Annotated in this window: 24 protein-coding genes; 1 reads left to right on the forward strand and 23 read right to left on the reverse strand. The window is 38.4% G+C overall.

Annotation, left to right across the window (positions count from 1 at the left end; translation table 11 throughout):
* Positions 1-93: 93 nt before the first annotated feature.
* The 5 genes from addA to racE all read right to left on the reverse strand — a co-directional run bounded on the left by addA (position 94) and on the right by racE (position 9,498).
* The gene (gene addA / locus LQZ75_RS06810; protein WP_230097087.1) at positions 94-3,879 is read right to left on the reverse strand and encodes a helicase-exonuclease AddAB subunit AddA; all 3,786 of its coding nucleotides are present in this window, start codon (positions 3,877-3,879) and stop codon (positions 94-96) included.
* A complete protein-coding gene (locus LQZ75_RS06815; RefSeq protein WP_230097088.1) occupies positions 3,872-7,444 on the reverse strand; it encodes a PD-(D/E)XK nuclease family protein in 3,573 nt (1,190 codons plus the stop codon). The genes addA and LQZ75_RS06815 overlap by 8 nt, the downstream gene beginning before the upstream one ends.
* 90 nt (positions 7,445-7,534) lie before the next feature.
* Positions 7,535-8,062, reverse strand: coding sequence for a YfcE family phosphodiesterase (locus tag LQZ75_RS06820; protein ID WP_230097089.1), 528 nt, complete (start codon positions 8,060-8,062; stop codon positions 7,535-7,537).
* Positions 8,062-8,667, reverse strand: coding sequence for an XTP/dITP diphosphatase (locus tag LQZ75_RS06825; RefSeq protein WP_230097090.1), 606 nt, complete (start codon positions 8,665-8,667; stop codon positions 8,062-8,064). Before LQZ75_RS06825 ends, LQZ75_RS06820 begins: the two co-directional genes overlap by 1 nt.
* A gap of 3 nt (positions 8,668-8,670) precedes the next feature.
* The gene (racE, locus tag LQZ75_RS06830) at positions 8,671-9,498 is read right to left on the reverse strand and encodes a glutamate racemase (RefSeq protein WP_230097091.1); all 828 of its coding nucleotides are present in this window, start codon (positions 9,496-9,498) and stop codon (positions 8,671-8,673) included.
* Between the two features lie 176 nt (positions 9,499-9,674).
* Here racE and LQZ75_RS06835 point away from each other — a divergent pair, with 176 nt between their 5' ends.
* Positions 9,675-10,127, forward strand: coding sequence for a DUF2507 domain-containing protein (locus LQZ75_RS06835; protein WP_230097092.1), 453 nt, complete (start codon positions 9,675-9,677; stop codon positions 10,125-10,127).
* A gap of 143 nt (positions 10,128-10,270) precedes the next feature.
* On the opposite strand, the gene LQZ75_RS06840 is transcribed toward LQZ75_RS06835, so the two are convergent.
* The 18 genes from LQZ75_RS06840 to pepF all read right to left on the reverse strand — a co-directional run bounded on the left by LQZ75_RS06840 (position 10,271) and on the right by pepF (position 25,016).
* Positions 10,271-10,750 (reverse strand): S-ribosylhomocysteine lyase, encoded by a 480-nt coding sequence (locus LQZ75_RS06840; protein WP_230097093.1) that lies wholly within the window; start codon positions 10,748-10,750, stop codon positions 10,271-10,273.
* 265 nt (positions 10,751-11,015) lie between these two features.
* A complete protein-coding gene (gene accA / locus LQZ75_RS06845; protein ID WP_230097094.1) occupies positions 11,016-11,798 on the reverse strand; it encodes a carboxyltransferase subunit alpha in 783 nt (260 codons plus the stop codon).
* A complete protein-coding gene (locus tag LQZ75_RS06850) occupies positions 11,798-12,631 on the reverse strand; it encodes an acetyl-CoA carboxylase carboxyltransferase subunit beta (protein WP_230097095.1) in 834 nt (277 codons plus the stop codon). Before LQZ75_RS06850 ends, accA begins: the two co-directional genes overlap by 1 nt.
* A complete protein-coding gene (locus tag LQZ75_RS06855) occupies positions 12,618-14,000 on the reverse strand; it encodes an acetyl-CoA carboxylase biotin carboxylase subunit (RefSeq protein WP_230097096.1) in 1,383 nt (460 codons plus the stop codon). The genes LQZ75_RS06850 and LQZ75_RS06855 overlap by 14 nt, the downstream gene beginning before the upstream one ends.
* Positions 14,001-14,018: 18 nt before the next feature.
* Entirely contained in the window at positions 14,019-14,456 is a 438-nt protein-coding gene (gene fabZ / locus LQZ75_RS06860) for a 3-hydroxyacyl-ACP dehydratase FabZ (RefSeq protein ID WP_230097097.1), read from the reverse strand.
* 59 nt (positions 14,457-14,515) lie between these two features.
* Positions 14,516-14,977 carry an acetyl-CoA carboxylase biotin carboxyl carrier protein gene (accB, locus tag LQZ75_RS06865; RefSeq protein WP_230097098.1) on the reverse strand — a complete coding sequence of 154 codons (462 nt, stop codon included), beginning with the start codon at positions 14,975-14,977 and terminating at the stop codon, positions 14,516-14,518.
* Entirely contained in the window at positions 14,977-16,209 is a 1,233-nt protein-coding gene (gene fabF, locus LQZ75_RS06870; RefSeq protein ID WP_230097099.1) for a beta-ketoacyl-ACP synthase II, read from the reverse strand. The genes accB and fabF overlap by 1 nt, the downstream gene beginning before the upstream one ends.
* 12 nt (positions 16,210-16,221) lie before the next feature.
* Positions 16,222-16,950 carry a 3-oxoacyl-ACP reductase FabG gene (fabG, locus tag LQZ75_RS06875; RefSeq protein WP_230097100.1) on the reverse strand — a complete coding sequence of 243 codons (729 nt, stop codon included), beginning with the start codon at positions 16,948-16,950 and terminating at the stop codon, positions 16,222-16,224.
* Positions 16,937-17,869, reverse strand: a complete 933-nt coding sequence (locus LQZ75_RS06880) for an ACP S-malonyltransferase (RefSeq protein ID WP_230097101.1) — start codon at positions 17,867-17,869, stop codon at positions 16,937-16,939. Before LQZ75_RS06880 ends, fabG begins: the two co-directional genes overlap by 14 nt.
* Before the next feature lie 15 nt (positions 17,870-17,884).
* Complete coding sequence (locus tag LQZ75_RS06885; protein WP_284707469.1) at positions 17,885-18,838, reverse strand: nitronate monooxygenase; 954 nt, start codon at positions 18,836-18,838, stop codon at positions 17,885-17,887.
* Positions 18,839-18,857: 19 nt separating this feature from the next.
* Entirely contained in the window at positions 18,858-19,100 is a 243-nt protein-coding gene (locus LQZ75_RS06890) for an acyl carrier protein (protein ID WP_230097102.1), read from the reverse strand.
* 36 nt (positions 19,101-19,136) lie between these two features.
* On the reverse strand, positions 19,137-20,102 hold the full coding sequence (locus LQZ75_RS06895; protein WP_230097103.1) for a beta-ketoacyl-ACP synthase III: 966 nt from the start codon (positions 20,100-20,102) through the stop codon (positions 19,137-19,139).
* A 27-nt stretch (positions 20,103-20,129) separates the two neighbouring features.
* On the reverse strand, positions 20,130-20,567 hold the full coding sequence (locus LQZ75_RS06900; protein ID WP_230097104.1) for a MarR family winged helix-turn-helix transcriptional regulator: 438 nt from the start codon (positions 20,565-20,567) through the stop codon (positions 20,130-20,132).
* Between the two features lie 49 nt (positions 20,568-20,616).
* Positions 20,617-21,090 carry a 3-hydroxyacyl-ACP dehydratase FabZ gene (gene fabZ, locus LQZ75_RS06905; protein ID WP_230097105.1) on the reverse strand — a complete coding sequence of 158 codons (474 nt, stop codon included), beginning with the start codon at positions 21,088-21,090 and terminating at the stop codon, positions 20,617-20,619.
* A gap of 276 nt (positions 21,091-21,366) precedes the next feature.
* Complete coding sequence (gene rpsN / locus LQZ75_RS06910) at positions 21,367-21,636, reverse strand: 30S ribosomal protein S14 (protein WP_230097106.1); 270 nt, start codon at positions 21,634-21,636, stop codon at positions 21,367-21,369.
* A 113-nt stretch (positions 21,637-21,749) separates the two neighbouring features.
* A complete protein-coding gene (locus tag LQZ75_RS06915) occupies positions 21,750-22,163 on the reverse strand; it encodes a hypothetical protein (protein WP_230097107.1) in 414 nt (137 codons plus the stop codon).
* Positions 22,163-23,080 (reverse strand): hypothetical protein, encoded by a 918-nt coding sequence (locus LQZ75_RS06920; protein WP_230097108.1) that lies wholly within the window; start codon positions 23,078-23,080, stop codon positions 22,163-22,165. The genes LQZ75_RS06915 and LQZ75_RS06920 overlap by 1 nt, the downstream gene beginning before the upstream one ends.
* Before the next feature lie 130 nt (positions 23,081-23,210).
* Positions 23,211-25,016 (reverse strand): oligoendopeptidase F, encoded by a 1,806-nt coding sequence (gene pepF, locus LQZ75_RS06925; protein ID WP_230097181.1) that lies wholly within the window; start codon positions 25,014-25,016, stop codon positions 23,211-23,213.
* Between the last annotated feature and the right edge of the window lie 38 nt (positions 25,017-25,054).

Here is a 25,054-nt window from a genome sequence, read left to right on the forward strand (position 1 = left end):
TGTTTATCGCCGCTTTTTCCCTCTTAATGTAAAAAACATAGCCTGACACATATTGGTAACTTTTAAATCACAGATTTAAACTACCCATCCTTATTAAACCTCAATTGCTTGCCCAAGCGCTAATGAAATGATGTATTTTTTATCAACTGGTCGTTTCATAATTTTTTCCAAAGCAACTGCATACAAGTTAAGTTGCCCTTGATAGCGTTCAACCAAAACATCAGCTTGATTGGCTGCTACAAAATCGGTCTTATAATCAAACAGTATTAATTGGTTATCATTTGTGACAAGATAACCATCCATAATACCGTGAATCAATACCCGTTCGTCACCTCCCGTATAACCATGATAAAGATCGCGCGCATGCATCAACATACTAAATGGTTGTTCACGTTTAACTACATCAGCTGATTGTACTAGTATTTTACCAAACGGGGTGTTAAATAATTGACTGAGCGCATTAACATTAATTTGTGCCGCCACATCTTCAGTCAACGCCCCTTGCAATACTAATGTATTGATACAATTTAAAATTGTGTCATGATTAAGTGGCTCTTGTAACGCTAGTGTTTGTAAAACTAAGTGCGTTGCCGAACCAATTGCCATACTAGCCGGCTTAGTACCACCATCGAGAAATTTAGGTGTAGCAAAATTTTCATCAACCAATCGATTGGCTTGCGCAAGTCCATTAGTTGTTAACTTAATTTGGACACCTGCTGAATTATCGGGATCCTCAAAAACGCGTTTAACTTCGCTAACACTTTGATATGCGGTTGTTTGTGTCGCAACTTGATGTGGATATTTATAGGCCATAATCGCTTGGGCCTTGGCCACCGCATTCACATCATCAATATCTATTTCTGCCAGGTGAGTTGACGTACTTTCAGAACTTGGTGCTGCCATTTGCGTAGTATCAAGTGCTAATACTTGTGCGCGATCATATGTGTGAACTATGAATTGACTGGGATCATCTTGAAGTGCCCGTAATGGCTGTATTTCTATGTCGGTAAATAATTCCGTTGGAAAACCAGGATGCCGTAAAATAGCTAACCCGATTAAATCCATAAAATTATTTACACCTAAACGTGTTAAATCATCAATAAATAACGTCTTTTGCTGGCTGCTAGCCGCCCAACGACTTTGTAATTGTTTACTACTATTATAGGCACCTACTAAATATAGCTGTTGTTCTGCTCGGGTAAGCGCGACGTAGAGGACCCGTAATTCTTCAGCCCATAAACGTCTTTTAGCTAAATCTTTAATATATGCTTGTTGTGGTAAATCAATTTGCAAGCGTTGCGTTGGTTCTAAATACGGCATTGCAATCCCTGCTTGGTCATCAATTAATAGTCCTTTATTTAAGTCTAACACATTAAACTGATGGGTAGCGTCTAGCAGAAATACAATCGGGAATTCGCGCCCTTTTGAGGCATGAATTGTCATTACTTGAACTGCATTTTCACTTGTATCCACAGCAGCAGATGCTAAGTCTTTTTCATTTTTACGGAGCTGCTCAATATATTGAATAAAGCTAAATAAGCCAATATAACTACTAGATTCAAATGTCTTAGCCCGTTCGTATAACGCATGTAGATTAGCTTGCCGTTGTAATCCAGCTGGCATCCCCCCAACGTATTCAAAATAACCCGTTTCTTCATAGATACGCCATATTAAGTCAACTAGTTGATTTTGAGTTGCTAACTGGCGCCAAATTTTGAACTGGGCAAAAAAAGCTGCCAACTTCTCATAAACCGTAACCATTGCGGTATCCGTAATAATTAAGGTTCCATCAGCATAACCTTGCATAAACTTAGATACAGCAACATAGAAGTTTCCTTGCATATCTTGCATTCTAATTCGTGCTAAGTCATTTTCACCTAACCCAACAATTGGCGAGCGTAAAACGGCCGCTAAGGGGATGTCTTGATTCGGATTATCAATAATCTGAAGTAAACTCAACATGATATTAATTTCAACCGTTTGAAAATAATTATCCGCATCATTGACAACTACCGGAATGCCGGCAGCTTTAAAAATTTCAACTAATTTTAAATTCAACTTCCGGGTTGGTTCTAAAATCGCAATATCACCCCAATTAATATTGACCATTTGTTGAGTTTCTTTATCAAATCGTTGGCCACCATTTAAGACCAAGTTTTTGATTTTATCAGCCATAATCATTAATTGGGCACTAGCTTTATCATTATTTAATTCTTCATCGTCATCTGAAGTTGCAATTTCACTATTAGGCGTATCGGGGGCCCCATAGCCAGCCTCATCTTGATCTAAATAGATCAGTAATTCAGCAACTGGTGGAACTTCTTCATATACTTTCGCTTGATAAACTAATTTCGCACTACCATCATAATCTAAATCACCTAGCGTTTGATTCATGATTTGTGTAAAAATCATATTCGTAAAACTGGTCACATTTTTATGTGAGCGGAAATTTTCTGGCAAAATAATCCGTTCATTAGCCGGCGGAGCTTGGTTAACATCTTGCCAACTGGTATAAGCTTGATATTTAGCCATAAATAAACTCGGGTCAGCTAATCGGAACCCATAGATTGATTGTTTAACATCCCCAACCATGAACATATTATGCCCATTACTCAAGCTCGTTAATAACGTTTCTTGTAACGGATTAATATCTTGATATTCATCAACCATGATTTCCCGATACCGTGCTTGTAACGTTTTCGCAGTTGCGGGGTCTTGTAATATTTGTAAGGCAAAGTGCTCAAGATCACTAAAATCAAGTACTTGTTTTTGACGCTTAAAATTACTAAATTGCGTATTGAACTCTTTAACAATCGTAACTAATTGTTGGGTAGCTTGGGCAACCTTAGCCGTTACTGCTAGTAAGCTTTTTTCATCTAATAAGAAATAATTTGCCGCAATTGTTTGGAGTTGTTCTTTAGCTTGCTCACGATAGCCTTTAGCGGTTTCCATCGCTGCTTTAACAAGTTCATCAGTATCTTTATTAGCCCGCCCAGCAATTGAACGCCATTCAAGGGCTTGGATACCTTGACGTAACTCATCCCATGTACTAGTACTATCGTTAAATTTAGCTTGTAAATTAATCAACTGTGCTAATTCATCAGCAATAAAATCGGCTCGTTTTTTGGCATTTTTATCATCTGTATACGGTTCAATTTCAGCTACCGCATCTTGTAAACTACCTTTTGCTTGTTCTAAACGAGGTAAGATCAACGGCCGTAAATCAGCTTGATAAAATGCGGATTGTGTATAATTATCGTCAATTAGGTACCGCTGAACTAAGCCATCTAACCAGGTATCCATATCGGCCCGGGCATTGGCAAAATTATATAATCGTAAAACGGTTTCAACCATACCATCATCCCCTTTTTTACCAAAAAGTTGGACTAAAGTTGGGAACTCTTCATCAGTTGCATATAAATTTTCAAATAACGCTGCCAAAACTTCATTTTGCATCATTTCAGCTTCAGCAGTATCAGCTAATAGCCGAAATTGTGGATCAAGATCAATAACGTGATAATAGTTTTCAATCAACCGTAAGGCAAATGCATGGAGGGTTGAAATATTAGCAGTCGGTAATATTAAAAGTTGCTCTTGCAGGGCTTGTAACCGCTCGTTATCGACTGGTTCTTGACTCGCTATATCAATCCCTTTTTTCAAAGCAACTTCAATGCGGTCTCGCATTTCTTTTGCAGCCGCATCGGTAAACGTTACGATTAACATTTGGTCTAAACTCACGGGATTTTCCGCTGCCAATAATTTTTGAATCACCCGCTCAACCAAAACTGTCGTTTTACCCGAACCAGCTGAGGCTGAAACTAAAATATTGTGATTAGCATGCGTAATGGCTGCTTTTTGATTAGCTGTAAATTCAGGCATCTCCACGCTCCTCTTGTTCTTTGGCTAAAAGCGCTAATACATCACTCGCTTTTAAACTATTTAATTGCTTATATTTATTGTCAATTAGCGCATCAAAACTCATCACCGCCTTATAGGGTGAATATTGTAAGGCGGTTTGTTGATTACTCCAACGAACTGGTTCGATTGGGAATTTCCCCGCTAAGATGGCTTCACCAGCAGTTTTTAAGTTAGTAATATTGTGCGCCAACAGTAACTCTAAATCTTCAGGTAAGATTAAATCCCCTGTTTTATTCAATTGCTTTTTCGGACTAAAACTAAAATTATAATGTTTGGCTTTTCGGTCATCTTCAATTTCGTCATCAAGTGAACGTAAAAATTCTTCATCTTTAACTAGCAACCCATTATATTTGAAACTTAACGTCCGCTTAGCCTGTACTAAATCGAGACTAGCTGCAGATAACACATCATCAACTTGACCACCAAAATCGCTCAATTTAAGTTTAGGATCATCAATATGGGCAAATAAGGCCCCCCCTAAATTAATTGCTTGGTTAAATTTATCCGCATTAATTTTTACCACATTTAGATATGTTAACAATTGTAATGCTAAGCCATAGTACGCATCGCGATAATTAAATTTCTTATCACCAGACTTATAATCAATCACATTGACAAATAAATCTTGTTGCACCATATCGGTATCAACCCGGTCAATCTTCCCTCGTACGCGCATTTTATGTTCATTACTCAACATAAATTCAAGTGGGACCCAATCATTTTGACCCCGGCGTAATCCAAACGGTACTTCCGTTGCAAATGGTCGACTATTGTCCAAATTACTAGCATGCGCTAAATTACCAAAAACTTGTACTAAGGTACTGACCAGTTGCTTTTGAATAAACTGTAAGCGCGCCGAACTTTTTAAAATTTTAAACGTTGGGTCAGCTAAAATTTGACTCGATTCTTGATAGACTAATGCTTGTAATTCAGCGACTGGCACTTGACCAGGCTTGCGATTTTGCTTAATCAAAAGCTTCATCACTTGATCTAACACAGCATGATAAAATTGCCCGGTATCAGCAGCACTTAATTCAAAAATTGGCCGTTCCCGTAATCTCAAACCATACTCTAAAAAGTACGCAAATGGATTTTGGTAGTATTTTTCTAATTGTGAAATCGAGACATTTAAAGTGTCACCAAAAATATGTTGGCCAATCTCTGGTAATAATTGTTCACTTTGGTTCGTGTAGTTAAGAGCTGCTAAGACTTTATCCGCAAGTGGTTCTGCCTGACGAATATAACGCTCAAGCACTTGCCAAACATGCGGGATTGGTTGTTGTTCATTATGGGCTTGCCGTTTAATATTACCAATGTGGTTTAATGTTGAGCGGGTTGTCCCGACAAATTGACGTAAATCATGCCCTGCGGCAGCTAACTTAGGTTGACTACTTAAAGCTTGTACCGGTAAATCAAAGGCTTTTACCAACCGGGCCACATATGGCGAAATTTTTTGAAGCTGACCATCCATATTGCGAACTGGATAACTCAAAATCAAACTATCTTTAGCACGCGTCCAACTTAAATAAGCTAATAGTGGTTCAGCAGCCATTTGTTCTCGACTAGTATCACGCAAGTATATGTCTTTATCTAAGGTCTCACGATATTTTTCAAAATCGATGCGATCTTGATCATTTAACAAGCTATGATTTTGTAACTGGGCTGGTAAATTAAGGCGGGTTGCCCCTAACACCATAACAACGCGATAACTATCGTTTTGTGTAATTCCCATTTCAGATATTTGAACTTTATCAATTGCAGCTGGAATACCCGCAAATTTAGCCCCACTAAAGCCCGCACTTAAAATATCGGTAAATACTTTGATATCAAACGGCTGATTACCCATTAAATCGACAATTTCATCAAAGGTCTGGATTAACATCTGCCAAACTTCTTCTGGCTGCTTTGCTTGAACTAAATCTTGTTGGCCCAATGCATTTTGGCGCCATTCTTTTAAAACATTTACAACACCGTATTGCTCTAACCATCGATAGATTGCCATCACCGCATCTTGATTAGTTTGGGCCTTTTGGACTACTTGGCGAATATCAGTCAGTGCTTGGGCTACAAACTGCCGAATGACATTAATTTTAGTGTTGATTTCAGCATCTGGTGAGACTAATTGCCAATCGTCTTCACTACCATTGGAACGAGTGAATGTCCAATCTTCATCCCCGACCCATTCTGATCTTCGTGGATTAAAGGCCAAGATGTAATTTTCGGTTACATCCAAGGCTTGCCGAAATTGCGTTTCATCCATCGATGCAGGACGTAATAGTTGTGTCTTTAATAAACGCATTAAAAGATAATATTGAAAATTATCAGTGCTCGCAAGTGCTAATAGCGACCGCATAAATTCGACTAGTGGATGATTGGTCATGGCAAAATCCAAATCCGTAAAAATCGGAATTTGATAGCGTGCAAAAATTGGGGCCACCATTGTTTCATATTGATTTAAATCACGAGCCACAATTAAAAAATCACGATACCGATAACTTGGATCTGCCTGGACCTTTTGGCGAATTAAGCGCGCAAATTGCTCAACTTCGGTTTGTAATGATTCAGCAGCAAACACTTTGATTGCTTGCTGGGCAGCTTGTTTTTCGCCCTGATTACCAATAACTAATTGGCCCGTTTTATGACTATCAATCCAGATACGTTCGTAAGCTTTGATTCCAGCACTTACATTACGTGCTTGCGTCACTAACTGTTTTTGGACATCAATCCCATGTAGTTTAGCAAAATTAGTTAATTCTTGAATCAACACCTTAGTTCGTTTGAATAAATCGCCGCGCTGATTAATTTTTAAATTATCCGTAACCATTGCGATGGTTACATCGGCTTTTAAAATTAACATTTCTAAAACACGACGTTCAGGAATCGTAAATGATGAAAAACCTTCAAAATAAAAATGCATGCCCGTTAACTCATTGGCAGCTAACCAATCTGCAAACACATTTAACAAATCGGTATTAGTAATGAGTTTATTAATAACCTGCGTTTCCACTGCTTGCATAATAATTGTTAAGTCATGCATTTTAGCATTCAACTCATAATCCGCACTCGTTGCTGGTAACAGTGTGGCCAAATCTTGAGCGGTAATTTTAGATAGGCGTAGTTCACTAATTTGATTAGCGAGTTGATCAATGAAGCCCGGTTTTTGACCTAAGCGCTGAAATAAAATCAATTCATCAGCCGCCTGCGTTAACGCTTGGCGAACAAGCATTAACAAACCCGGATTACTAATACGATCCCGTTGATAGACGGCCGTATTAGCCATAAAATACCAGACTAGTCGCGAAATTGAGAAAACTTGTAGTCGACTTTCAGCAATCACTTGCGTATTATCGCTCGTTAATGCACCATAGCGGGTTAAGACATCAACTTCCGCATCAAATTTAATGTGGTTTGGCACTAAATAAAAAGTCTGCATGTCAACGTCGGTATCTGACTGTTGCTGAATCATTTCTAAAAGGGCTTGGCGATGATCATATTGTGCTTCTCCGTACAGGATTTCTAAGGCCATATTTTCCTCCATATCTTTTTTGATAGTTATTTGCGTTAATTAATTAAAAAACGATCCAATTCTTTGATTAGATCGTTTTTAACTGACGCTTTATTCTGAAAGGTTAAAAATAAAATGTAAATCTGGGATAGCCACCATTGCACGATTATAGTATTGAACATCATAGGTACTTGCATCAACGGTAACAATTGCATACGTGCCACCTAAATGTGCATATTTCCCTCGTGGTTGACTGATTGATCCTGGATTAATAATTAACATATTATCTGCAACTTCAACCCCTAACTGGTGGGTATGTCCAAATGTTACGATTTGGGCATTTACTGCTTTTGCCGCTAAAATTAACTTTGTTAATGAGTAGTTAACACCTAATAAATGACCATGCGTTTGAAAAATACTTTGTTCTTTAGTTTGATAATGATTAGTCAATTCATACTTACGATCAAAATCCATATTCCCTGCAACCGTAATAACATCATCAAAGACCTCATCATTAGCTGGAAGTTCGGAATCACCATTGTAAAATATTTGTGTAACTTGGTCTTTATTAGCCGTAAAAATTTGCGTTAAAATATCACGATCACCGTGGGCATCACTAATAAATAAGTATTTTGCCATTAAGCTACCCACCATGCGTCAAATTGAGCTAAGAAAGCATCAATGGTTCGACGACGATGACTAATCAGATTCTTTTCTTCCGCACTAGCCTCTCCAAAAGTTTTCCCTAATTCAGGAGAAAAGAAAATTGGATCATAGCCAAATCCGCCGATCCCACGTACTTCAAAAGTGATATAACCATCAACTTCACCACTAACAACTAATTGTTGCCCATTTGGTTTTACGGCTGCAATAGTTGCATGAAAACGCGCCTTACGTTCTTCAAACGGTAACGCACCTAATTTACCGAGTAATTTTTCAATATTAGCCGCATCATCATGATCACCAGCATAGCGGGCTGAATAGATTCCTGGTTCATCATTTAATGCGCTAACCATTAAACCTGAATCGTCGGCAATAACTGGATATGTTTGCATTAAATCAGCAATTGTTTGGGCTTTAATAAGCGCATTCTCTGCAAAAGTTGTCCCTGTTTCAGCAATGTCAATATGCTTATCAAGATCACTTAAACCTAACACTTCAATCCCTTTAGGTGCCAATAGTGCCTTAAATTCAGTTAATTTACCCGCATTATTTGTAGCTAGAATAATTTTTTTATCTGTCATGTGTTAATTCTCCAATTTAAGTCCAGTAGTTGTCATTGCTAAGTGTTGTACATTTAAGTTATCATCGTTTAACCAACGACTAGCTAGCGTATGAAAGGCCGCTGCATCACCTGTTGTATAGTATTCATCCTTACTACGATCAATTGATGCTGGATTACTAATATTTAATTCATCAAGCATCGCTGAAACATTCTCAATTGCCACCGCACCTGAATTTACTAACGCTACATTTTCACCCATTACCTTAGCAATCGTTTGATCTAGTAATGGAAAATGGGTACATCCCAAAACTAAGGTATCAATATCTTTATCTGCAAAGTACGCCAATTTATCAGAAATCACGGCCGTTGCTGCTGCTGAATCTGATTGATTATTTTCTACAATTTGAACAAATTCTGGGCAGGCAAGTTGTGATACCACAACGGCACCATCCTTGTGTTCAAGTGCTTTAGCATATGCTTGTGATTTTACCGTTCCAGCGGTCGCAATAACCCCAATACGTTTATTCTTTGTCGCTCGTAAAGCCCCACGCACGCCCGGCGCAATTACTCCAATCACAGGAATATCTAATTTAGCCCGTAAATCTGGTAATGCAGCTGCTGTTGCCGTATTACAAGCAATTACCAGCATTTTGATATCTTTTTTTACCAGAAAATCAACCATTTCCCATGTATAAGCAAGAACTTCTTCAGTTGGCCGCGGACCATAGGGCATCCGAGCAGTATCACCAACGTAATATACAACCTCATGCGGTAATTGACGAAGTGCTTCACGGGCGACTGTAATGCCCCCAATTCCTGAATCAATATAACCTATTGCTTGTGTTGTCATTTTTTTACCTCTAATCATGATGTTATTAATTATATTATACTTTAATCAACTGAAATTTCAGTGCTTTTTTAGCTTAGTTTCTTAAAGCTTGATAATAAGCATTTCTTAATTATTTTTGCTAACATTATGCGCTCGTTTTTGCTAAAATTATAGTAACTAATTATTGGGAGAATTCGATGGACGCGCATACATATGATCTTTTAGTTGCAGCAAATGGCGCTCCTTCACCATTTGCAATCAACCTATTACGAGATATTCTAATTCCAGATGTTTTACAAGAAGATACGTCTAGTATTTCATACTGGGCCGGGAAAAATTTAGCTCGGACTTATCAAGTATCCCTTGATGAAGAAATAGCAATTTTTTTCTTAAATGCTGGTTTTGGTGAATTAACTAAACTTTCCCAACAGGGAAATCAACAAACTTGGCAGTTAGCCGGTGATTTCGTTAAAAATCGCTTCCTTGTCAATTCAGCACACCCCGATTTTAATCTAGAAGCTGGCTTTTTATCACAACAAGTTGAGCAGGCCACCCATCTTAATGCAGAAGCCAATTTTGAAATCAATTCAGAAACGCAAATTGTGTTAATTAACGTACATGTCGAAGATATACCGGCAAATCTGCCTTAATAGTGTCCATGTTAGCCTTTTAAATTAAAGGTATATCCCATCTAAAAGTGCTTTCAATAAAGTAAGGCACCCAAAAACACCCCGGAAATTAATTTCCAGGGTGTTTTATTTTAAGTTAATGGTATTTAATAAACCGCTTAAAATTAAATTACTTTACGTTCATAAGGATCTGTTGAAATTCCACGTGATAAAATCAATTTAGCCCATTCTTTAGCACTAAATAAACTGTGATTTTTGTAATTCCCGCAACTTTCAATGGCTGTCCCCGGTACATCATCCCATGTAACCACATTCGCAATCTCTTCTAAAGCTGATTTTAAAGCCTTAGCAACTGCTTCGTTATCTTGTTCACCCCACATAATCAAGTGAAAACCAGTTTGACAGCCAAATGGTGAACAATCAATTACACCATCTAAGCGGGTCCGTAAAAGGCCTGCGAGTAAGTGTTCGATAGTGTGTAGTCCCGCCATTCCAATTGCTTCTTCATTCGGTTGTACTAGGCGTAAATCAAAATTAGTAATTTTATCACCGACTGGTCCATTTTCAACAATAATTTTGCGTACATATGGCGCTTTGACAGCTGTGTGATCTAGTTCAAAACTTTCAACTTTTGCTTGTGGCATATAACTACCCTCCAAATTATTCACATTGATTTTTAATCTACATGTATCATACTACAAATTACCAACAACACAAGCCCTTCTACTAATTAATAAGCTTTCTGTTTTAGGAACATGTTATCATTTACTAAAATTATAATAGATACTTATCAAAAAGCCTTTTAAGACACCAATTTAAGCGTTTTAGTTAAAGCGTATCTCTTCCTTGCTAACTAACAAAAAACGACATACACAAGCATGTACGTCGTTTTTATTGCTATACAGATGTTTAGAATTTACTAAAACGATCCATCCGATGTGCAACAAGTGCTTCACCATCTAAATCTTGATACTTAGCAATAGTATTAATTAATTCTGTCCGTAACGTTGCGGTTAAACGTTCTACCCGCTTTTGGTCAGGAATAACCTTTTCAATCACACCGTTATTTAATAAATCTTTTGGTGTCAAGCCAAGTAACTCAGCTGCTTCATCACTCCGACTAGCATCTTTCCATAAGATAGCTGCAAAACCTTCTGGTGATAGCACCGAATATGTTGCATGCTCAAACATCCAAACTTCATTAGCAGTTGCTAATGCCAAGGCACCACCTGAACCACCTTCACCGTATACAATTGCAATTACCGGTACGGTTAATTGCATACTTTGCAAGATGCTTTCAGCAATAGCTTGTCCTTGCCCCATCTCTTCAGCTTCTTTACCTGGATAAGCACCTGGTGTATTAATTAATGTAATGATTGGTCGGTTGAATTTAGCCGCTTGAGCCATTAACCGTTGAGCTTTACGGTATCCACTAGGGAGCGGTGAACCATTGTGCTTTTGCACTTTTTCAGCAAATTCAATTCCTTTATCAATTGCAATAATTGTAACCGGTGTTGTCCCCAAGAAACCAAGACCACCAATGATTGATGAATCATCATAACTTTGACGATCACCGTGTAATTCAAAGAAATCAGTTACAATCCCGTCAATCAATTGGCGGGCAGTATACCGATCTTCTCGGGCAAGTTTAACTGTCTGTGCTGCGGTTATTTCACGTTTAAAAATATTCATTAAGCTTGACCTCCATGTTGCTTGACAAGCATATTAATGACGCTTGGAAGCTCTTGACGAGTCACAATGGCATCGAGGAAGCCACACGTTTGTAACATTTCAGCACGTTGAAAATCAGCTGGTAATTTTTCATGCAGTGTTTGTTCAATAACTCGTCGACCAGCAAATCCAATTAAGGCATGTGGTTCAGCAATGATTACATCTGCTTGCATCGCAAAACTAGCCATCACCCCACCTGTCGTTGGATCAGTTAAGACGGTCATATAGAATAACCCAGCTTGTGCATGCTTAGCTACAGCTGCCGAAACTTTAGCCATTTGCATTAATGACATAATCCCTTCTTGCATTCGAGCCCCACCAGATGCCGTAAATAAAATTACGGGCAATTTTTCTTTTAAGGCAACTTCAAACAAGCGGACGATTTTTTCACCAGTCACTGAACCCAATGAACCCATAATAAAGCTTGAATCCATCACTCCTAAGGCAACTTTAGCATCCTTAATTGTGGCAATTCCTGTTAAAACAGATTCATTTAAGTTTGTGAGAGCTTTGGCTTTTTCAAGTTTTTGCGCATAACCAGGAAAAGTAGCTTCTGGCAACGCTAAATCATGATCAATTTCAGAGAATGAAGATGTTAATAATTTAACACGTTCATACGCCTTTAACCGAAAACCATAGTTACATTCTGGACATACTTTTAAAGTAGTTAATGCACTCCGGTAGATGGCTTTATGACAAATTGGACACTCAATCCATAGTCCATCCGGAATTTTATCATTGATTGTTTTACTATCAACTTGAGGAATCGCATGTTCTTTATTAAACAGTTTCATGAGCACTTACCTCAGCTAACCAAGTTGGTAAAAATTCATTCTCTAGGTACTTAGTATTAAAGTCCCCTGTTTTAACATGCGCATCTTGAACTAAGGCCTTTTGGAAATTAATATTCGTTTTAATCCCACCAAGCACAATTTCATCTAATAACCGGTGTAAACGAGTTAAGGCCGCTTCACGATCTTCACCACTCGCAATTAACTTACCAATCATTGAGTCATAAAATGGTTGTACTACGGCACCAGTAAATAAATCAGTATCAATACGAACACCATTACCACCATTCGGTACGTATAAGTAATCAATTGGACCAGCACTTGGTGCAAAGTTCAATTCTGGTTGTTCGGCATTCAAACGAACTTCAATGGCATGACCTTTAATTTGAATATCATCTTGCGTTAACGTTAATTTTTGGTTAGCAGCAATTTCAACTTGTAGCTTCAACAAGTCCAAACCAGTAACCATTTCCGTAACCGGGTGTTCAACTTGAATCCGTGTGTTCATTTCCATAAAGTAGAAATTACCATCACTATCACGTAAAAATTCAAGGGTTCCTGTACCACGGTAATCAAGGGCATTAGCCGCTTTAACTGCCAATTCACCTAAGTAGGCCCGCTTTTCAGGAGAAACCCCGACTGAAGGACTTTCTTCTAGAACCTTTTGGTTATTACGTTGTAACGAGCAATTTCGTTCAGGCAAGTACACCGCATTACCAAAATTGTCACGTAAAATTTGCACTTCAATGTGTGAGACATCCGTCAAAACTTTTTCCAGATACATCGCCCCATCACCAAAGGCTTTTTTAGCTTCATTTTGTGCTTCTAAAAACTTAGGTGCTAATTCACTAGCTTCAGTAATGAACCGCATCCCTTTACCACCACCACCAGCAACAGCTTTTAATAACACTGGATAGCCAACTTCATCAGCGACTTTTTTAGCTTCATCCGCATCGTGGATAAAACCTTTTGAACCAGGGGTTACTGGAATACCAGCTTCACGCATGTACTCACGGGCATTCGCTTTGTTACCCATCAAATCAATTGTCTCTGGCTTTGGACCGATAAATGTGAGATTTAAATCCGCTACCATTTGCGCAAACATTGAATTTTCTGATAAGAAACCGTATCCTGGGTAAATCGCTTCTGAACCAGTAATCACTGCCGCACTAAGGATGTTCTTCATATTTAAGTATGAATCTGTTGGCTTAGGGCCCCCAACACAAATTGCTTCATCCGCTAACTGTACATGTAAACTATCAGCATCAGCCGTTGAATATATTGCAACGGACGCAATGTTCATTTCTCGCAATACGCGTACCATCCGCGTGGCAATGTCACCACGGTTGGCAATCAATACTTTTTTAAACATTAAATTCTACCTTCCAAATTATCCAATCACAAAGGTCAATTCTGCATCAACAGCCTTTTTAGTGCCGATGTAGGCAATTCCTTTTCCTTGTCCAATATTACCACGGATTTTATCTAAAGTGACCTCAAGTCGTAATTGTGTACCTGGTTTTGTCATCTTACGGAACTTAGCCGTCTTAATACCACCAAAGTACGCCGTTTTACCTTCAAATTCAGGCATTGAGAGTAAAGCAACTGCACCAGTTTGAGCCAAAGCTTCAATCACGAAAGCCCCTGGTAAGACAGGATCACCTGGGAAATGGCCAACAAAAATTTCTTCATTTACTGATACATTTTTAATAGCAGTACATGAAACACCTGGTTCAAGACCAATGACTTGATCAATCATCAACATCGGATAACGGTGTGGGAGAATCTTTTGAATTGCAACTGTATCTAAAATAACTTCTTCTGACATATTTATTTCCTCTTTTTTAAAAAAAATGGGCTGATCGTCACCGAGCAACCCATTATATTTTAATCGCGAACGACTTTGAACAATGGTTTGTCAAATTCAACGATTTCTTCATTTTTAACTAACACATCGGTAATTTTACCGCTAAATGGTGCTTTTATTTCCGTCATCATTTTCATTGCTTCAATGATTGCAACCGTTTGACCTTTTTCAACTTGTGAACCAATTTCAACAAATGATGCCACACCTTCACTTGGTTGTAAGTAAACACTACCCACAAGTGGTGCTTTAATAAACTCGGCGTTTTCAGCAACTTCTGGTTGTGGTGCAACAGCAACCGGGGCACTAGTAATAGGAGCTGGAGCAGCCATAGTTGTTGGTGCTACACTAGCCGTTGATGTTACAAGCGTTGCATTTTCATTTTTACTCAATGCCAAATGAAAAGCACCATCTTCAATATTTAATTCACGAATTGAGCCAGCTTCAAAATCGGCAATTAATGTTTTAATATCTGCTAATTCCATTAATCATCCCACCGTTTCATTGCAATAACTGCATTGTGACCACCAAATCCAAATGAATTTGAAATCGCAATTTTAGCAGCTGTGTGCTTATTAGAATCGTCAACAAGTGGAATATTAACCACTGGATCTTTTTCTTTCAAGCCGACGTTAACTGGTAATTGGCCTTTAATCAAAGTCATCGCAGTAATTACGGCTTCAATCCCACCAGCCGCACCAAGCAAGTGACCAGTCATTGACTTGGTTGATGATGTCAAAACACCACTTTCCAAGCCAAATACGTTTTCAATTGCTTGTGCTTCAGAGCTATCGTTAGCCCCTGTTGCTGTTCCGTGAGCATTGATGTAATCAACATCACTTGGTTGGATATTGGCATCACGCAAAGCTTCTTGCATGGCACGAGTTGCACCTTCACCATGTGGTTCTGGTGATGTCATGTGGAAGGCATCAGTCGTTGCCCCAAATCCGATAATTTCACCTAGAATTTTAGCACCACGCGCTTGGGCATGTTCAAGGTCTTCAAGTACCAATACACCGGCACCTTCACCCATCACAAAACCATGCCGATTAGCATCAAATGGAATTGAGGCATCTTCAACTTCAGTAGCTCGTGATAATGTGCTTAAAGCATCAAATCCTGAGATACCAATTTTGTTAATTGAAGCTTCTGATCCACCAGTAATCATTGCATCAGCATAACCAAGACGAATACGGTTATAAGCATCCCCAATGGCATTAGTTGCACTAGCACATGCCGTTACAACAACTGTTGAAATATTTTGGGCGTGGAAACGTAATGCAACATTTCCGGCGGCCATATTAACAATTGATTGTGGCACAAACATTGGTGACACACGGGTCATTCCTTTATCATGCATTTTAATAACTTGGTCTTGGATCGTCGTCAAACCACCAATCCCTGAACCTAGAATAACTCCTAGGCGTGTGCTATCAATATTTTCATCTGATAACCCACTTTGGTTCATGGCTTCAGTTGCGGCATGAACGGCATATTGTGAAAATAAATCCATCCGTTTAGCTTCTTTTTTACCAACATATTGGTTAGCGTCAAAGTCTTTAACTTCACCAACATACTTAACTTCAGTTTCGTTATCAGCAAATTTAGTAATTTCACCGAATCCAAGCTTACTATTAAAGATACCGTCAGCAAATTCCTCAACACTATTTCCAAGTGGAGTAACTGCTCCAAGCCCAGTAATTACAACTCGTTTCATTATTTATTACCTCTATCCAATCATTCCACCATCAACAACGATGGTTTGACCTGTAATGTAGTCATTTTGTGCCAAGAAGAGCGCTGTTTGCGCAATTTCTTGGGCTTCACCAAAGCGTTTTAAGGGAATTTGTTCTAAAATTTCTGTCTGCACTTTTTCACTTAATACTGCCGTCATATCAGTAGCAATCATTCCGGGAGCAATTGCATTAACCCGGATGCCACGCATGGCACCTTCTTTGGCCAATGTTTTAGTTAAGCCAATGATTCCAGCCTTACTTGCTGCATAGTTAGCTTGGCCAACATTACCACCAATCCCAACGACACTACTCATGTTAATAATTGTTCCTGTCCGTTTTTTCAACATTTGCTTGAAAATAGGTTGGGTCAAATTAAAAGTACCAATCAGGTTTGTTTGAATGACATGCATAAATTGCGCGGGTTTCATCCCCATCGCTAAGCTATCATCAGTAATTCCAGCATTATTAACCAAAATGTCAACAAAGCCAATTTCTTTAACAGCCGCTAATAATTCGGCAACCGCATTTTCATCAGCTAAATCACCTAAGCAAACTGCAGGTTGATGTTGGTAGTCAGTAAATTGTGCTAGAATCTCATCACTCGGTTGTTTACGACCGTGTAAGATAACTTGGGCCCCAGCCGCTGCAAAAGCGTGTGCGGTTGCCAAGCCAATTCCACGAGTTGATCCCGTCACGAGGACAATTTTATCAGTTAACTGCATATTCTTCTCCCATCACCTTTTGTAATGATGCAAAATCATAAACACTAGTCCGTTCACTATCTTTAACTGTTTTACGAGCAAACTTCGTTAATGTGTTATCTGGTCCAAATTCAACAAATTCCGTAATCCCTTGTTCGGCCATTAAATTTAAATCTTGGGCAAAAAAAGTTGGATTAACTAATTGATCAACTAAGACTTGCTTGATTGTTGCTAAATCAAAAGGTGCTTTTGTTGTGTTACTAAATACTGTAAAAGCTGGTTGCTTAAAAGTAACATCAGCTAATACGTTAGCAAATTCAGCTTGCGCACTTGCTAATAATGGCGTATGGAAGGCTCCGGCTACATTTAACGGAATAACCCGTTTAATACCTGCTTCGGTTAAAGCTGCAATTGCTTGTTCAACTCCAGCTGGGCTTCCACCAATAACAAGTTGTTGACCACTATTATAGTTAGCTGGGAAAACTTGTTCCCCATTATTCCGAATTTGCGTTAAAACATTTTCAACTAAAGTGAAATCTTCAGTCATCACCGCTGCCATTGTTCCAGGCGTTGTTTCAACGGCATCTTGCATCAACTGACCGCGCTTAGCAACTAAGCGTAATCCATCGACAAAATCTAAGGTACCACTGGCAATTAATGCGGTGTATTCCCCTAAACTTAAGCCCAATGCAGCCGTTGGTGCTGTAAACTGATCTTTTGCAACTTCATATAAACCAAACGAATGCGCGACAACAAGTGGTTGCGTATACTTTGTCGTTTTTAACGCTGCTTCATCTTGTAATTTAGCCAAAACATCATAACCTAACACAGTCGTTGCTAAATCAATAATTGCGCGGTACTTTGGAAAATTTTCATATAAATGAGCTGACATGTTAACGTTTTGACCACCTTGGCCACCAAACAAAAATCCAACTGGCATTAATACAACTCCTTTTTACTTGTTGTTAAGTAATTCGTTAGCTTGAGACCAAACAGATTCTAAAATCTCAGCTGCGGTTGGTTCATCGTTAACCATTCCTGATACTTCACCAGCCATGAATGAACCATGTTCTGAATCACCTGTTTGAACCGCTGTCCGAAGGGCACCGTTACCTAATTGTTCCAATGCTTCCATATCTGGTTCTTCTTTGGTTGATTCAGCTTTTTCAAACTTAATAAAGTTTTTTGACATTTTATTTTTAAGAACACGCGCAGCATGACCAACATATGAACCTGTAACTAATGTATCCACGTCCTTAGCCTTAAGCACAGCATCTTTATAGTTACGGTGAATGTTTGATTCTTGCGCAGTTAAGAAACGAGTTCCCATCTGAACTCCAATCGCCCCTAACATTTGTGCCGCAGCAAGGCCACGACCATCAGCAATCCCACCAGCTGCGATAACCGGAATGTTAACGGCATCAACTACTTGGGGAACAAGGGCCATTGTTGTTAACTTACCGATGTGACCACCTGATTCAAGCCCTTCGGCAATCACAGCATCAACACCAGTACGTTCCATAATTTTAGCCAAACCTACAGATGGCACAACAGGAATAACTTTAATCCCTGCAGCGTGCAAGCGATCAATGTGCTTGGCTGGGTTTCCGGCACCAGTAGTAACTACTGAAACGCCTTCTTCGATAATTGCATCAAGTACTTCATCCACATGTCGGTTAAGTAGCATTACGTTAACCCCAAATGGCTTGTTAGTAATTGATTTAGCAATTCGAATTTGCTCACGAGTTTGATCACCATTGAAGTGACCAGACCCAATAATACCAAGCCCACCAGCTTCGGACACTGCAGCCGCTAAATGACCATCAGCAACCCATGCCATTCCGCCTTGAAAAATTGGGTACTTTAGGCCGAGTTCTTGGTAAAACGGATGTAATTCTTTCACTTTCAGGACTCCTTTTTTGATATTATTAAGCAGCGTTTAAACGTTCGTTAATAACGTTAACTAAATCTTGTACCGTTTGAACACCATCTTCAACGTCCAACTTGATATCAAATTCGTCTTCAACTTGGTTCATTAATTCAAAGATATCTAATGAATCTGATTCGATATCGTTACGTAAGTCAGTTGCAGGCTTGATTTCGCTTGCTTCCAAGTCAAATTGGTCTGCCAAGATTTCAGTTACTTTTGCTAAGATTTGTGCTTCAGTCATAATATTAATTCCTCTTTTTTTAATTTAATGTATTTTTTAATAAGTTATAATTGTTGTTCCTAAGCTAAGCCCACCACCAAAACCAGTGAAAACTAATTTGTCACCACGTTTAATCGCTTCTGACTTAATTAGTTCATCAGCAAGAATCGGAATTGAAGCTGCCGAGGTATTGCCATATTCGGCAATATTAGTTGGAAACTTTTCCAACGGTTGTTTTAATTTTTTGGCAATTTGTTCGACCATTCGACCATTGGCTTGGTGTAATAACACTTTGTCAATATCACTGAGAGTTAACTCAGCACTGTCTAATGCTTTCACAATTGACATTGGTACTTGCCGCGTTGCAAAGTTATAAACATCACGTCCACTCATTGCAAAATATGGCTCTGCTGGTGAAATTTCACCGGCAATCACATTTTTATTAGCAACCTTACCGGCTCTAATTGCGTGATTATCAATACCAAATGTTGCTAAGTCAGTCGCATGAATTGCACTTACTGGGACGCCTTCTACTAAGAAGCCACCAGCACCATCCCCAAAAAGAACAGCAGATGTGCGATCATCCCAATCGATTAGTTTTGACAACACATCAGCGCCAATCACTAATCCACGTTGACCTTCAGCAATCAATTTATCAGCTACTGTGAGGGCATAAACAAAACCTGCACAAGCAGCATTAACATCGAGTGCAAAAGCATTAATCGCACCTAAAGCTCCTTGAACTTGGGCTGCAACACCAGGTGTTAAATAATCTGGTGACATCGTTGCAACTAAGATAAAGTCAAGCTTAGCGGGCTCTAAGTCAGCTTGAGCTAGTAGTGCTTGAGCAACTTTTAAAGTTACATCACTCGTATTTTCAGCGGTAACCACATGGCGCCGTGAAATACCAGTTCTACTACTAATCCATTCATCACTTGTATCCATGTAATGGGTTAATTCTTCATTTTCCACAATACGTTCTGGAACATAATGTGCTGTTTCAAGAATTCGAATTCCTGCCATTTTCATTTTCTCCGCAGAGTTAAATGGTTATTTACGATTTAAGAAATTTTGGACATTCGACACTCCTTGCATTAACATCTTAATCTCTTGTTCATCCATATCACGCGTAAGCGCTAAGACGAGATTTTGATGAAAGTGTAAATGCTCTAGAAAAATCGCTTGTCCCTTCTCTGTTAAACCTAGGTGCGTTATTCGCCGGTCTGTTTTGCTTGGCATCCGTTTTACATATAATAGCTCAACCAATTTATCAATAATTTTTGTCATCGATCCAGGTGATAAACACATTATATGTGCAACCTGGGAAACCGTCTGATTTTCATCAACCGAGATGGCTTCAATCGTATGCATATCTCGAAGATTTAAATCTGCAAAGTTCGACTGGGATAAATTACGTTCCTCAACCCATTTAACATCGTTAAATATCTTTACTAACTTTGCATTTAAATCAGTTAATTCATTCATCATAAGACTGTAATTCCTCATTAATGCAAAGACTAATAATCAAATGTTTGAATTATGCTTTTGTATTTGGTGCCACAATAAACATTAATTCTGCACTTGTTGCAACTTTACCGTCAACCATTGCTTTTGCCGAAACAATTCCCATGTTGGCGCGTTGTTTTACAAATTCAATATGTAACTTCAAAACATCCCCAGGTTTAACCATCCGTTTGAACTTCGCATCGTTAACACCACCAAGATAGGCAGTTTTACCTTTAAAGTCGGGTGATGAAAGAATTAAAATTGAAGCAGCTTGCGCCAATGATTCAATAATTAGCACACCAGGCATTACTGGATTACCAGGAAAATGGCCTTGGAAAAACTGTTCATTAATTGTTACGTTCTTGGTTGCGATAATTGATTTACCAGGTTCCATTTCATCAACGTAATCCATGTAAAGAATTGGATAACGGTTTGGAATAAGATCCATAATTTCTTGTGCATTTAAGACTTGCAAATAATTACCCTCCAAAATTATTTCGAACATCAAAATATTCGATGTTGAAAGAATATTATATATACCGTTTATTGTCAACGGTGTTAACTATTTTATTTTGAACACTTTTACAAAAAGTGTTGATTTAATCATGTTTTTACCCCTAAAAAAATTTTTAAAAAATTTTTCTAATATCCGATTTTTGCGTCTATCAGCTAATTTAATAATTAGTTTTTTAAGCGTAAAAAAATAACCGTCAAAACATTTTCTGTTTCTAACGATTATTTATATCATATTCATTTTGCTTTTAGACCGAGCAAGTTGAATCTACCAAGATGCTTTTTGTACACCTGGAATTTGTCCTTTATGGGCTAATTCTCGAAAATTAAGCCGACTAAGGCCAAATTTACGCATATATGCATGTGGTCGTCCATCTAACATGTCACGATTATGCATCCGAACAGGTGAAGCATTCCGTGGTAATTTTGCTAAGGCTGCATAATCCCCCGCCGCTTTCAATTCGGCTCGTTTAGCAGCAAACTTAGTTACGGTTGCTTCAATTTTCTTTGCTTTTGCAATCTTAGATTTTTTTGCCATTATCTTCACTCCAATTCATTGATTTAGCATTACTTCAATAAAATAAGCAATTGTCAATTACGAGTAAAATATTTTAGATAACTTTGTCAACCTAGCTATCATATCACATTAACTTACAAATTGTAAGCGAAATAATGACGGTTTTTAGTATATGGTTCCAATTCAAAGTTCGCATCCGCGATAATTTGTTGTTGTTTAGCAGTTAATGGTTGTAAAATCATCGTCCGCACAATCTCGGTTTCAGGGACAACTCGTACTAATCCCGTTGCTTCATGGACAATACTCCAAAAATTATTTTTATTAACTGTCAATGCTTGATAAGCATCAAATTTCATTAAATAATCTTTAATATTGGCTTGAATTTCACGTGGATTTTGGTCATTTTCAATACCGTACATAATGCCATCAACCGTCAACCATTGGGCTTGATGTAAATCATCAACGACCTTAAGACCTTGTTGATCACAAGCCCATGTCGCAAATTTTTCAGCGACATATAAAGGAAATAAATTATTTTTATCAGTCATTAAACTTGCCCTTCTAACACTAATAAGCCAACACTATTCAATTCCGCCTTACGTTCGCTAACATTAATTTGCTTAAATAATTTAGTTGCCTGTAACCAAGCTTGTGTAACTTGATCACCAATTGCTTGATTTTCTTGTAAATTAACGTGTAATTGATAGCGTGAACTTAACTTTGGTCCATGATCAGTTAAAATACAGAGTGTTTCTTGGGTATCCCGTGTCCGAATATCAACATACCAATTTCCATCAACCGCATACCGTTTTACATTTAGTTCAACCGGAACGTCATTACCATCGATTGGATACGTCAATTCATCTAAGATTTCACTTGCTGTAAGCTGATCTTCCATACTAGCAGCGCCGTTAGCAGTTTGTTCAGAATTACGGCGCTGACCACTACCACCATCTGCCATCCCTAAATCAGGATTTTCTCTTAGCTGTGCGTCACGATCAAAAATTAACCGGGTAAACCCACTTGTTGGGCGTTCTACAACAAAGCTTACTGTTACATCGCGCTGGTCGGTCATATTATAGCCACTTTGCTGTTCAACAAACGCTATAAAGTCAGGTGTTAGCTGATAAGTCTCATTAACTAAAGGTCGTATTTCACCAGGTTGGCCTGTTTTTTCCATAAAAAAAGGATGTTTAACAATAATATTGTTATTCAAAAAGAATTTAATATATTCCCCTTGATTACTGGCTAACGCAATAAAGTCATCTGCTATTTTTGATTTTAATGGGACCGTTACCTCATTAGCTAAAGTTAATTGGTCATTATCATCTGTAACTTCCGCTAAATTAACACACCAATTACCATTTTCATAACGTGTAAAACTTAAATTAAATGGCTCGCCACGAAAGCGATAATTCGGTGCAGCTTCAGCACCAAATTTTTGGGAAAATTCACTTAAATCCATGTAACATCTCCTCTTTTCAAGTTCTTACCTACTATTATAACGAAATCAGCTACTGAATTGGTGGCTACCTAGCTAAAAATACGCAAAAATGACCGAAAATAATTCGGCCATTTTTTAATAGATTATTTAATTATCCTAGAAGTGCTTCTAACTCGTTTAAACGTTCTTCAAAGACCTTAAACGCTTGTTCTAAGTAAGCCGGTTGGGTCATATCAACACCAGCCTTTTTCATAACTTCAATTGGGAAGTCTGAATTTCCGGCTTTAAGATAATTCTTGTACGCTGCAACAGCTTGGGCATCACCACTAGTGATATTATCAGCTAAAGTAGTGGCAGCTGACATTCCAGTTGCATATTGGTATACATAGTAATTGTAGTAGAAGTGTGGGATTCGAGCCCATTCAAGAGCAATTTGATCATCAAATGCTAAATCAGGACCATAGTAGCGACGATTCAAGTCACCATAGAAATCACTCAAAATTTCCGCCGTCAATGGTTCACCAGCTTGATCTTCTTCGTGTAACCAGTGTTCAAATTCAGCAAATTGTGTTTGACGGAAAACTGTTCCCTTAAAACCATCTAAGTAATGGTTTAAAATGTAAGCCCGTACTTTTGGATCTGTTTCACGTTCCAATAAGTATTCCGTTAAAATATTTTCATTTGTTGTTGATGCAATTTCAGCTAAGAAAATTGAATAATCACCATATTGGTATGGTTGGTTTTTACGCGTGAAATATGAGTGGACAGAGTGACCCATTTCATGCACTAACGTAAACAAGTTATCCAAGTTATCTTGCCAGTTAAGTAAGATGTATGGGTCTGTGTCATAGGCTCCACCAGAATATGCACCTGAACGCTTGCCTTTGTTTTCAACAACATCAATCCAACGGTTGTCAAAGGCTTCTTGCACAACATCAAGGTAATCATCACCAAGTGGTTTTAAAGCGTCTAATGCAGTGGCTACCGCACTTTGATAGTCATATGTTAATGATGCTTCACCAGTAATTGGTGTGTACAAATCATATGTGTGGAGTTCATCAACCCCTAAAATACGTTTACGTAAAGCCACATAGCGGTGTAATAAAGGTAAATGTTCATTTACTTGGTCAATAAGGGTTTCAAAAACACTCTCAGGAATACTATTACCAGCTAGGGCTGATTGCCGGGCGCTGTCGTAATTATGAACACTTGCTAAGTAATTGTGGCCATGGACGTGTTGTGACAACGTTGAGGCAAATGTGTGTTGGAATTGATCATAACTTTCGTAAAGGGTTGTAAAGGCTTGCTTACGAACTTCACGATTAGTTGATTCTAAATGCCGTGAATATACCCCATTTGAAAGTTGCACATCATTACCATCTTCATCTTGGACAATGCCAAATTTTAAATCAGCGTTATCTAAAACACCAAATGTATTTTCCGAAGCAGAGAAAATGTCACTAGCCCCAGCAAGTAACTTTTCTTCATTAGGGGTCAACACATGTCCACGTGCTTCCGTGATTTTATCAAAGAAGTGTTGGTAGGCGTTTAATTCATTGTTAGTGCCAATAAATTCGCTCAACACGGCAGGTGCAATAGCTAATACTTCTGGTTCAAAGTAGGCAATCGCACCACTTGCTTTGGCCCATAACATACCAGCTTGGGCATTATAACCTTGATATTTAGAATTAGCTGTATCTTGGTCTGACTTCATTGATGCATACACATAAATTTTTTCAACTTTACGAGTTACATCTAAAATTGCTTGCGTAGCTGCTAATAATTGGGTCGCTGACTCTGCCAAAGTACCAGCATATTCTGCTACTTCGGGAAGTTCTGCTTGAACCCCTTTTAATGCTTGTTCCCAAGCTTCATCATTTGCAAAAATTTTGCTTAAGTCCCAAGTTTGACTTTCAGCAACTTCATCGCGGGTTGGTAATTGCTTTACTTCTGACATCATCGTCCTCCAATTTCTATTGATACTTTACATATTAC

The sequence above is a fragment of the Periweissella fabaria genome (assembly GCF_918814575.1).
Classification (GTDB): Bacteria; Bacillota; Bacilli; order Lactobacillales; family Lactobacillaceae; genus Periweissella; species Periweissella fabaria.

Coding starts and splice junctions, on each gene's coding strand:
- LQZ75_RS06890 (WP_230097102.1), bottom strand. CDS start 19,100: ATGACTGAAGCACAAATCTTAGCAAAAGTAACTGAAATCTTGGCAGAC.
- LQZ75_RS06880 (WP_230097101.1), bottom strand. CDS start 17,869: ATGCCAGTTGGATTTTTGTTTGGTGGCCAAGGTGGTCAAAACGTTAAC.
- rpsN (WP_230097106.1), bottom strand. CDS start 21,636: ATGGCAAAAAAATCTAAGATTGCAAAAGCAAAGAAAATTGAAGCAACC.
- accB (WP_230097098.1), bottom strand. CDS start 14,977: ATGGAATTAGCAGATATTAAAACATTAATTGCCGATTTTGAAGCTGGC.
- LQZ75_RS06825 (WP_230097090.1), bottom strand. CDS start 8,667: ATGACAGATAAAAAAATTATTCTAGCTACAAATAATGCGGGTAAATTA.
- fabG (WP_230097100.1), bottom strand. CDS start 16,950: ATGCAGTTAACTGATAAAATTGTCCTCGTGACGGGATCAACTCGTGGA.
- LQZ75_RS06895 (WP_230097103.1), bottom strand. CDS start 20,102: ATGGCAGGAATTCGAATTCTTGAAACAGCACATTATGTTCCAGAACGT.
- LQZ75_RS06915 (WP_230097107.1), bottom strand. CDS start 22,163: ATGACTGATAAAAATAATTTATTTCCTTTATATGTCGCTGAAAAATTT.
- LQZ75_RS06820 (WP_230097089.1), bottom strand. CDS start 8,062: ATGGCAAAATACTTATTTATTAGTGATGCCCACGGTGATCGTGATATT.
- LQZ75_RS06840 (WP_230097093.1), bottom strand. CDS start 10,750: ATGCCACAAGCAAAAGTTGAAAGTTTTGAACTAGATCACACAGCTGTC.
- LQZ75_RS06815 (WP_230097088.1), bottom strand. CDS start 7,444: ATGGCCTTAGAAATCCTGTACGGAGAAGCACAATATGATCATCGCCAA.
- addA (WP_230097087.1), bottom strand. CDS start 3,879: ATGCCTGAATTTACAGCTAATCAAAAAGCAGCCATTACGCATGCTAAT.
- fabZ (WP_230097097.1), bottom strand. CDS start 14,456: ATGTCAGAAGAAGTTATTTTAGATACAGTTGCAATTCAAAAGATTCTC.
- LQZ75_RS06835 (WP_230097092.1), top strand. CDS start 9,675: ATGGACGCGCATACATATGATCTTTTAGTTGCAGCAAATGGCGCTCCT.
- LQZ75_RS06855 (WP_230097096.1), bottom strand. CDS start 14,000: ATGTTTAAAAAAGTATTGATTGCCAACCGTGGTGACATTGCCACGCGG.
- LQZ75_RS06900 (WP_230097104.1), bottom strand. CDS start 20,567: ATGATGAATGAATTAACTGATTTAAATGCAAAGTTAGTAAAGATATTT.
- LQZ75_RS06920 (WP_230097108.1), bottom strand. CDS start 23,080: ATGGATTTAAGTGAATTTTCCCAAAAATTTGGTGCTGAAGCTGCACCG.
- accA (WP_230097094.1), bottom strand. CDS start 11,798: ATGAATATTTTTAAACGTGAAATAACCGCAGCACAGACAGTTAAACTT.
- fabZ (WP_230097105.1), bottom strand. CDS start 21,090: ATGTTCGAAATAATTTTGGAGGGTAATTATTTGCAAGTCTTAAATGCA.
- LQZ75_RS06850 (WP_230097095.1), bottom strand. CDS start 12,631: ATGAAACTGTTTAATAAAGAACATGCGATTCCTCAAGTTGATAGTAAA.
- pepF (WP_230097181.1), bottom strand. CDS start 25,016: ATGTCAGAAGTAAAGCAATTACCAACCCGCGATGAAGTTGCTGAAAGT.
- fabF (WP_230097099.1), bottom strand. CDS start 16,209: ATGAAACGAGTTGTAATTACTGGGCTTGGAGCAGTTACTCCACTTGGA.
- racE (WP_230097091.1), bottom strand. CDS start 9,498: ATGACAACACAAGCAATAGGTTATATTGATTCAGGAATTGGGGGCATT.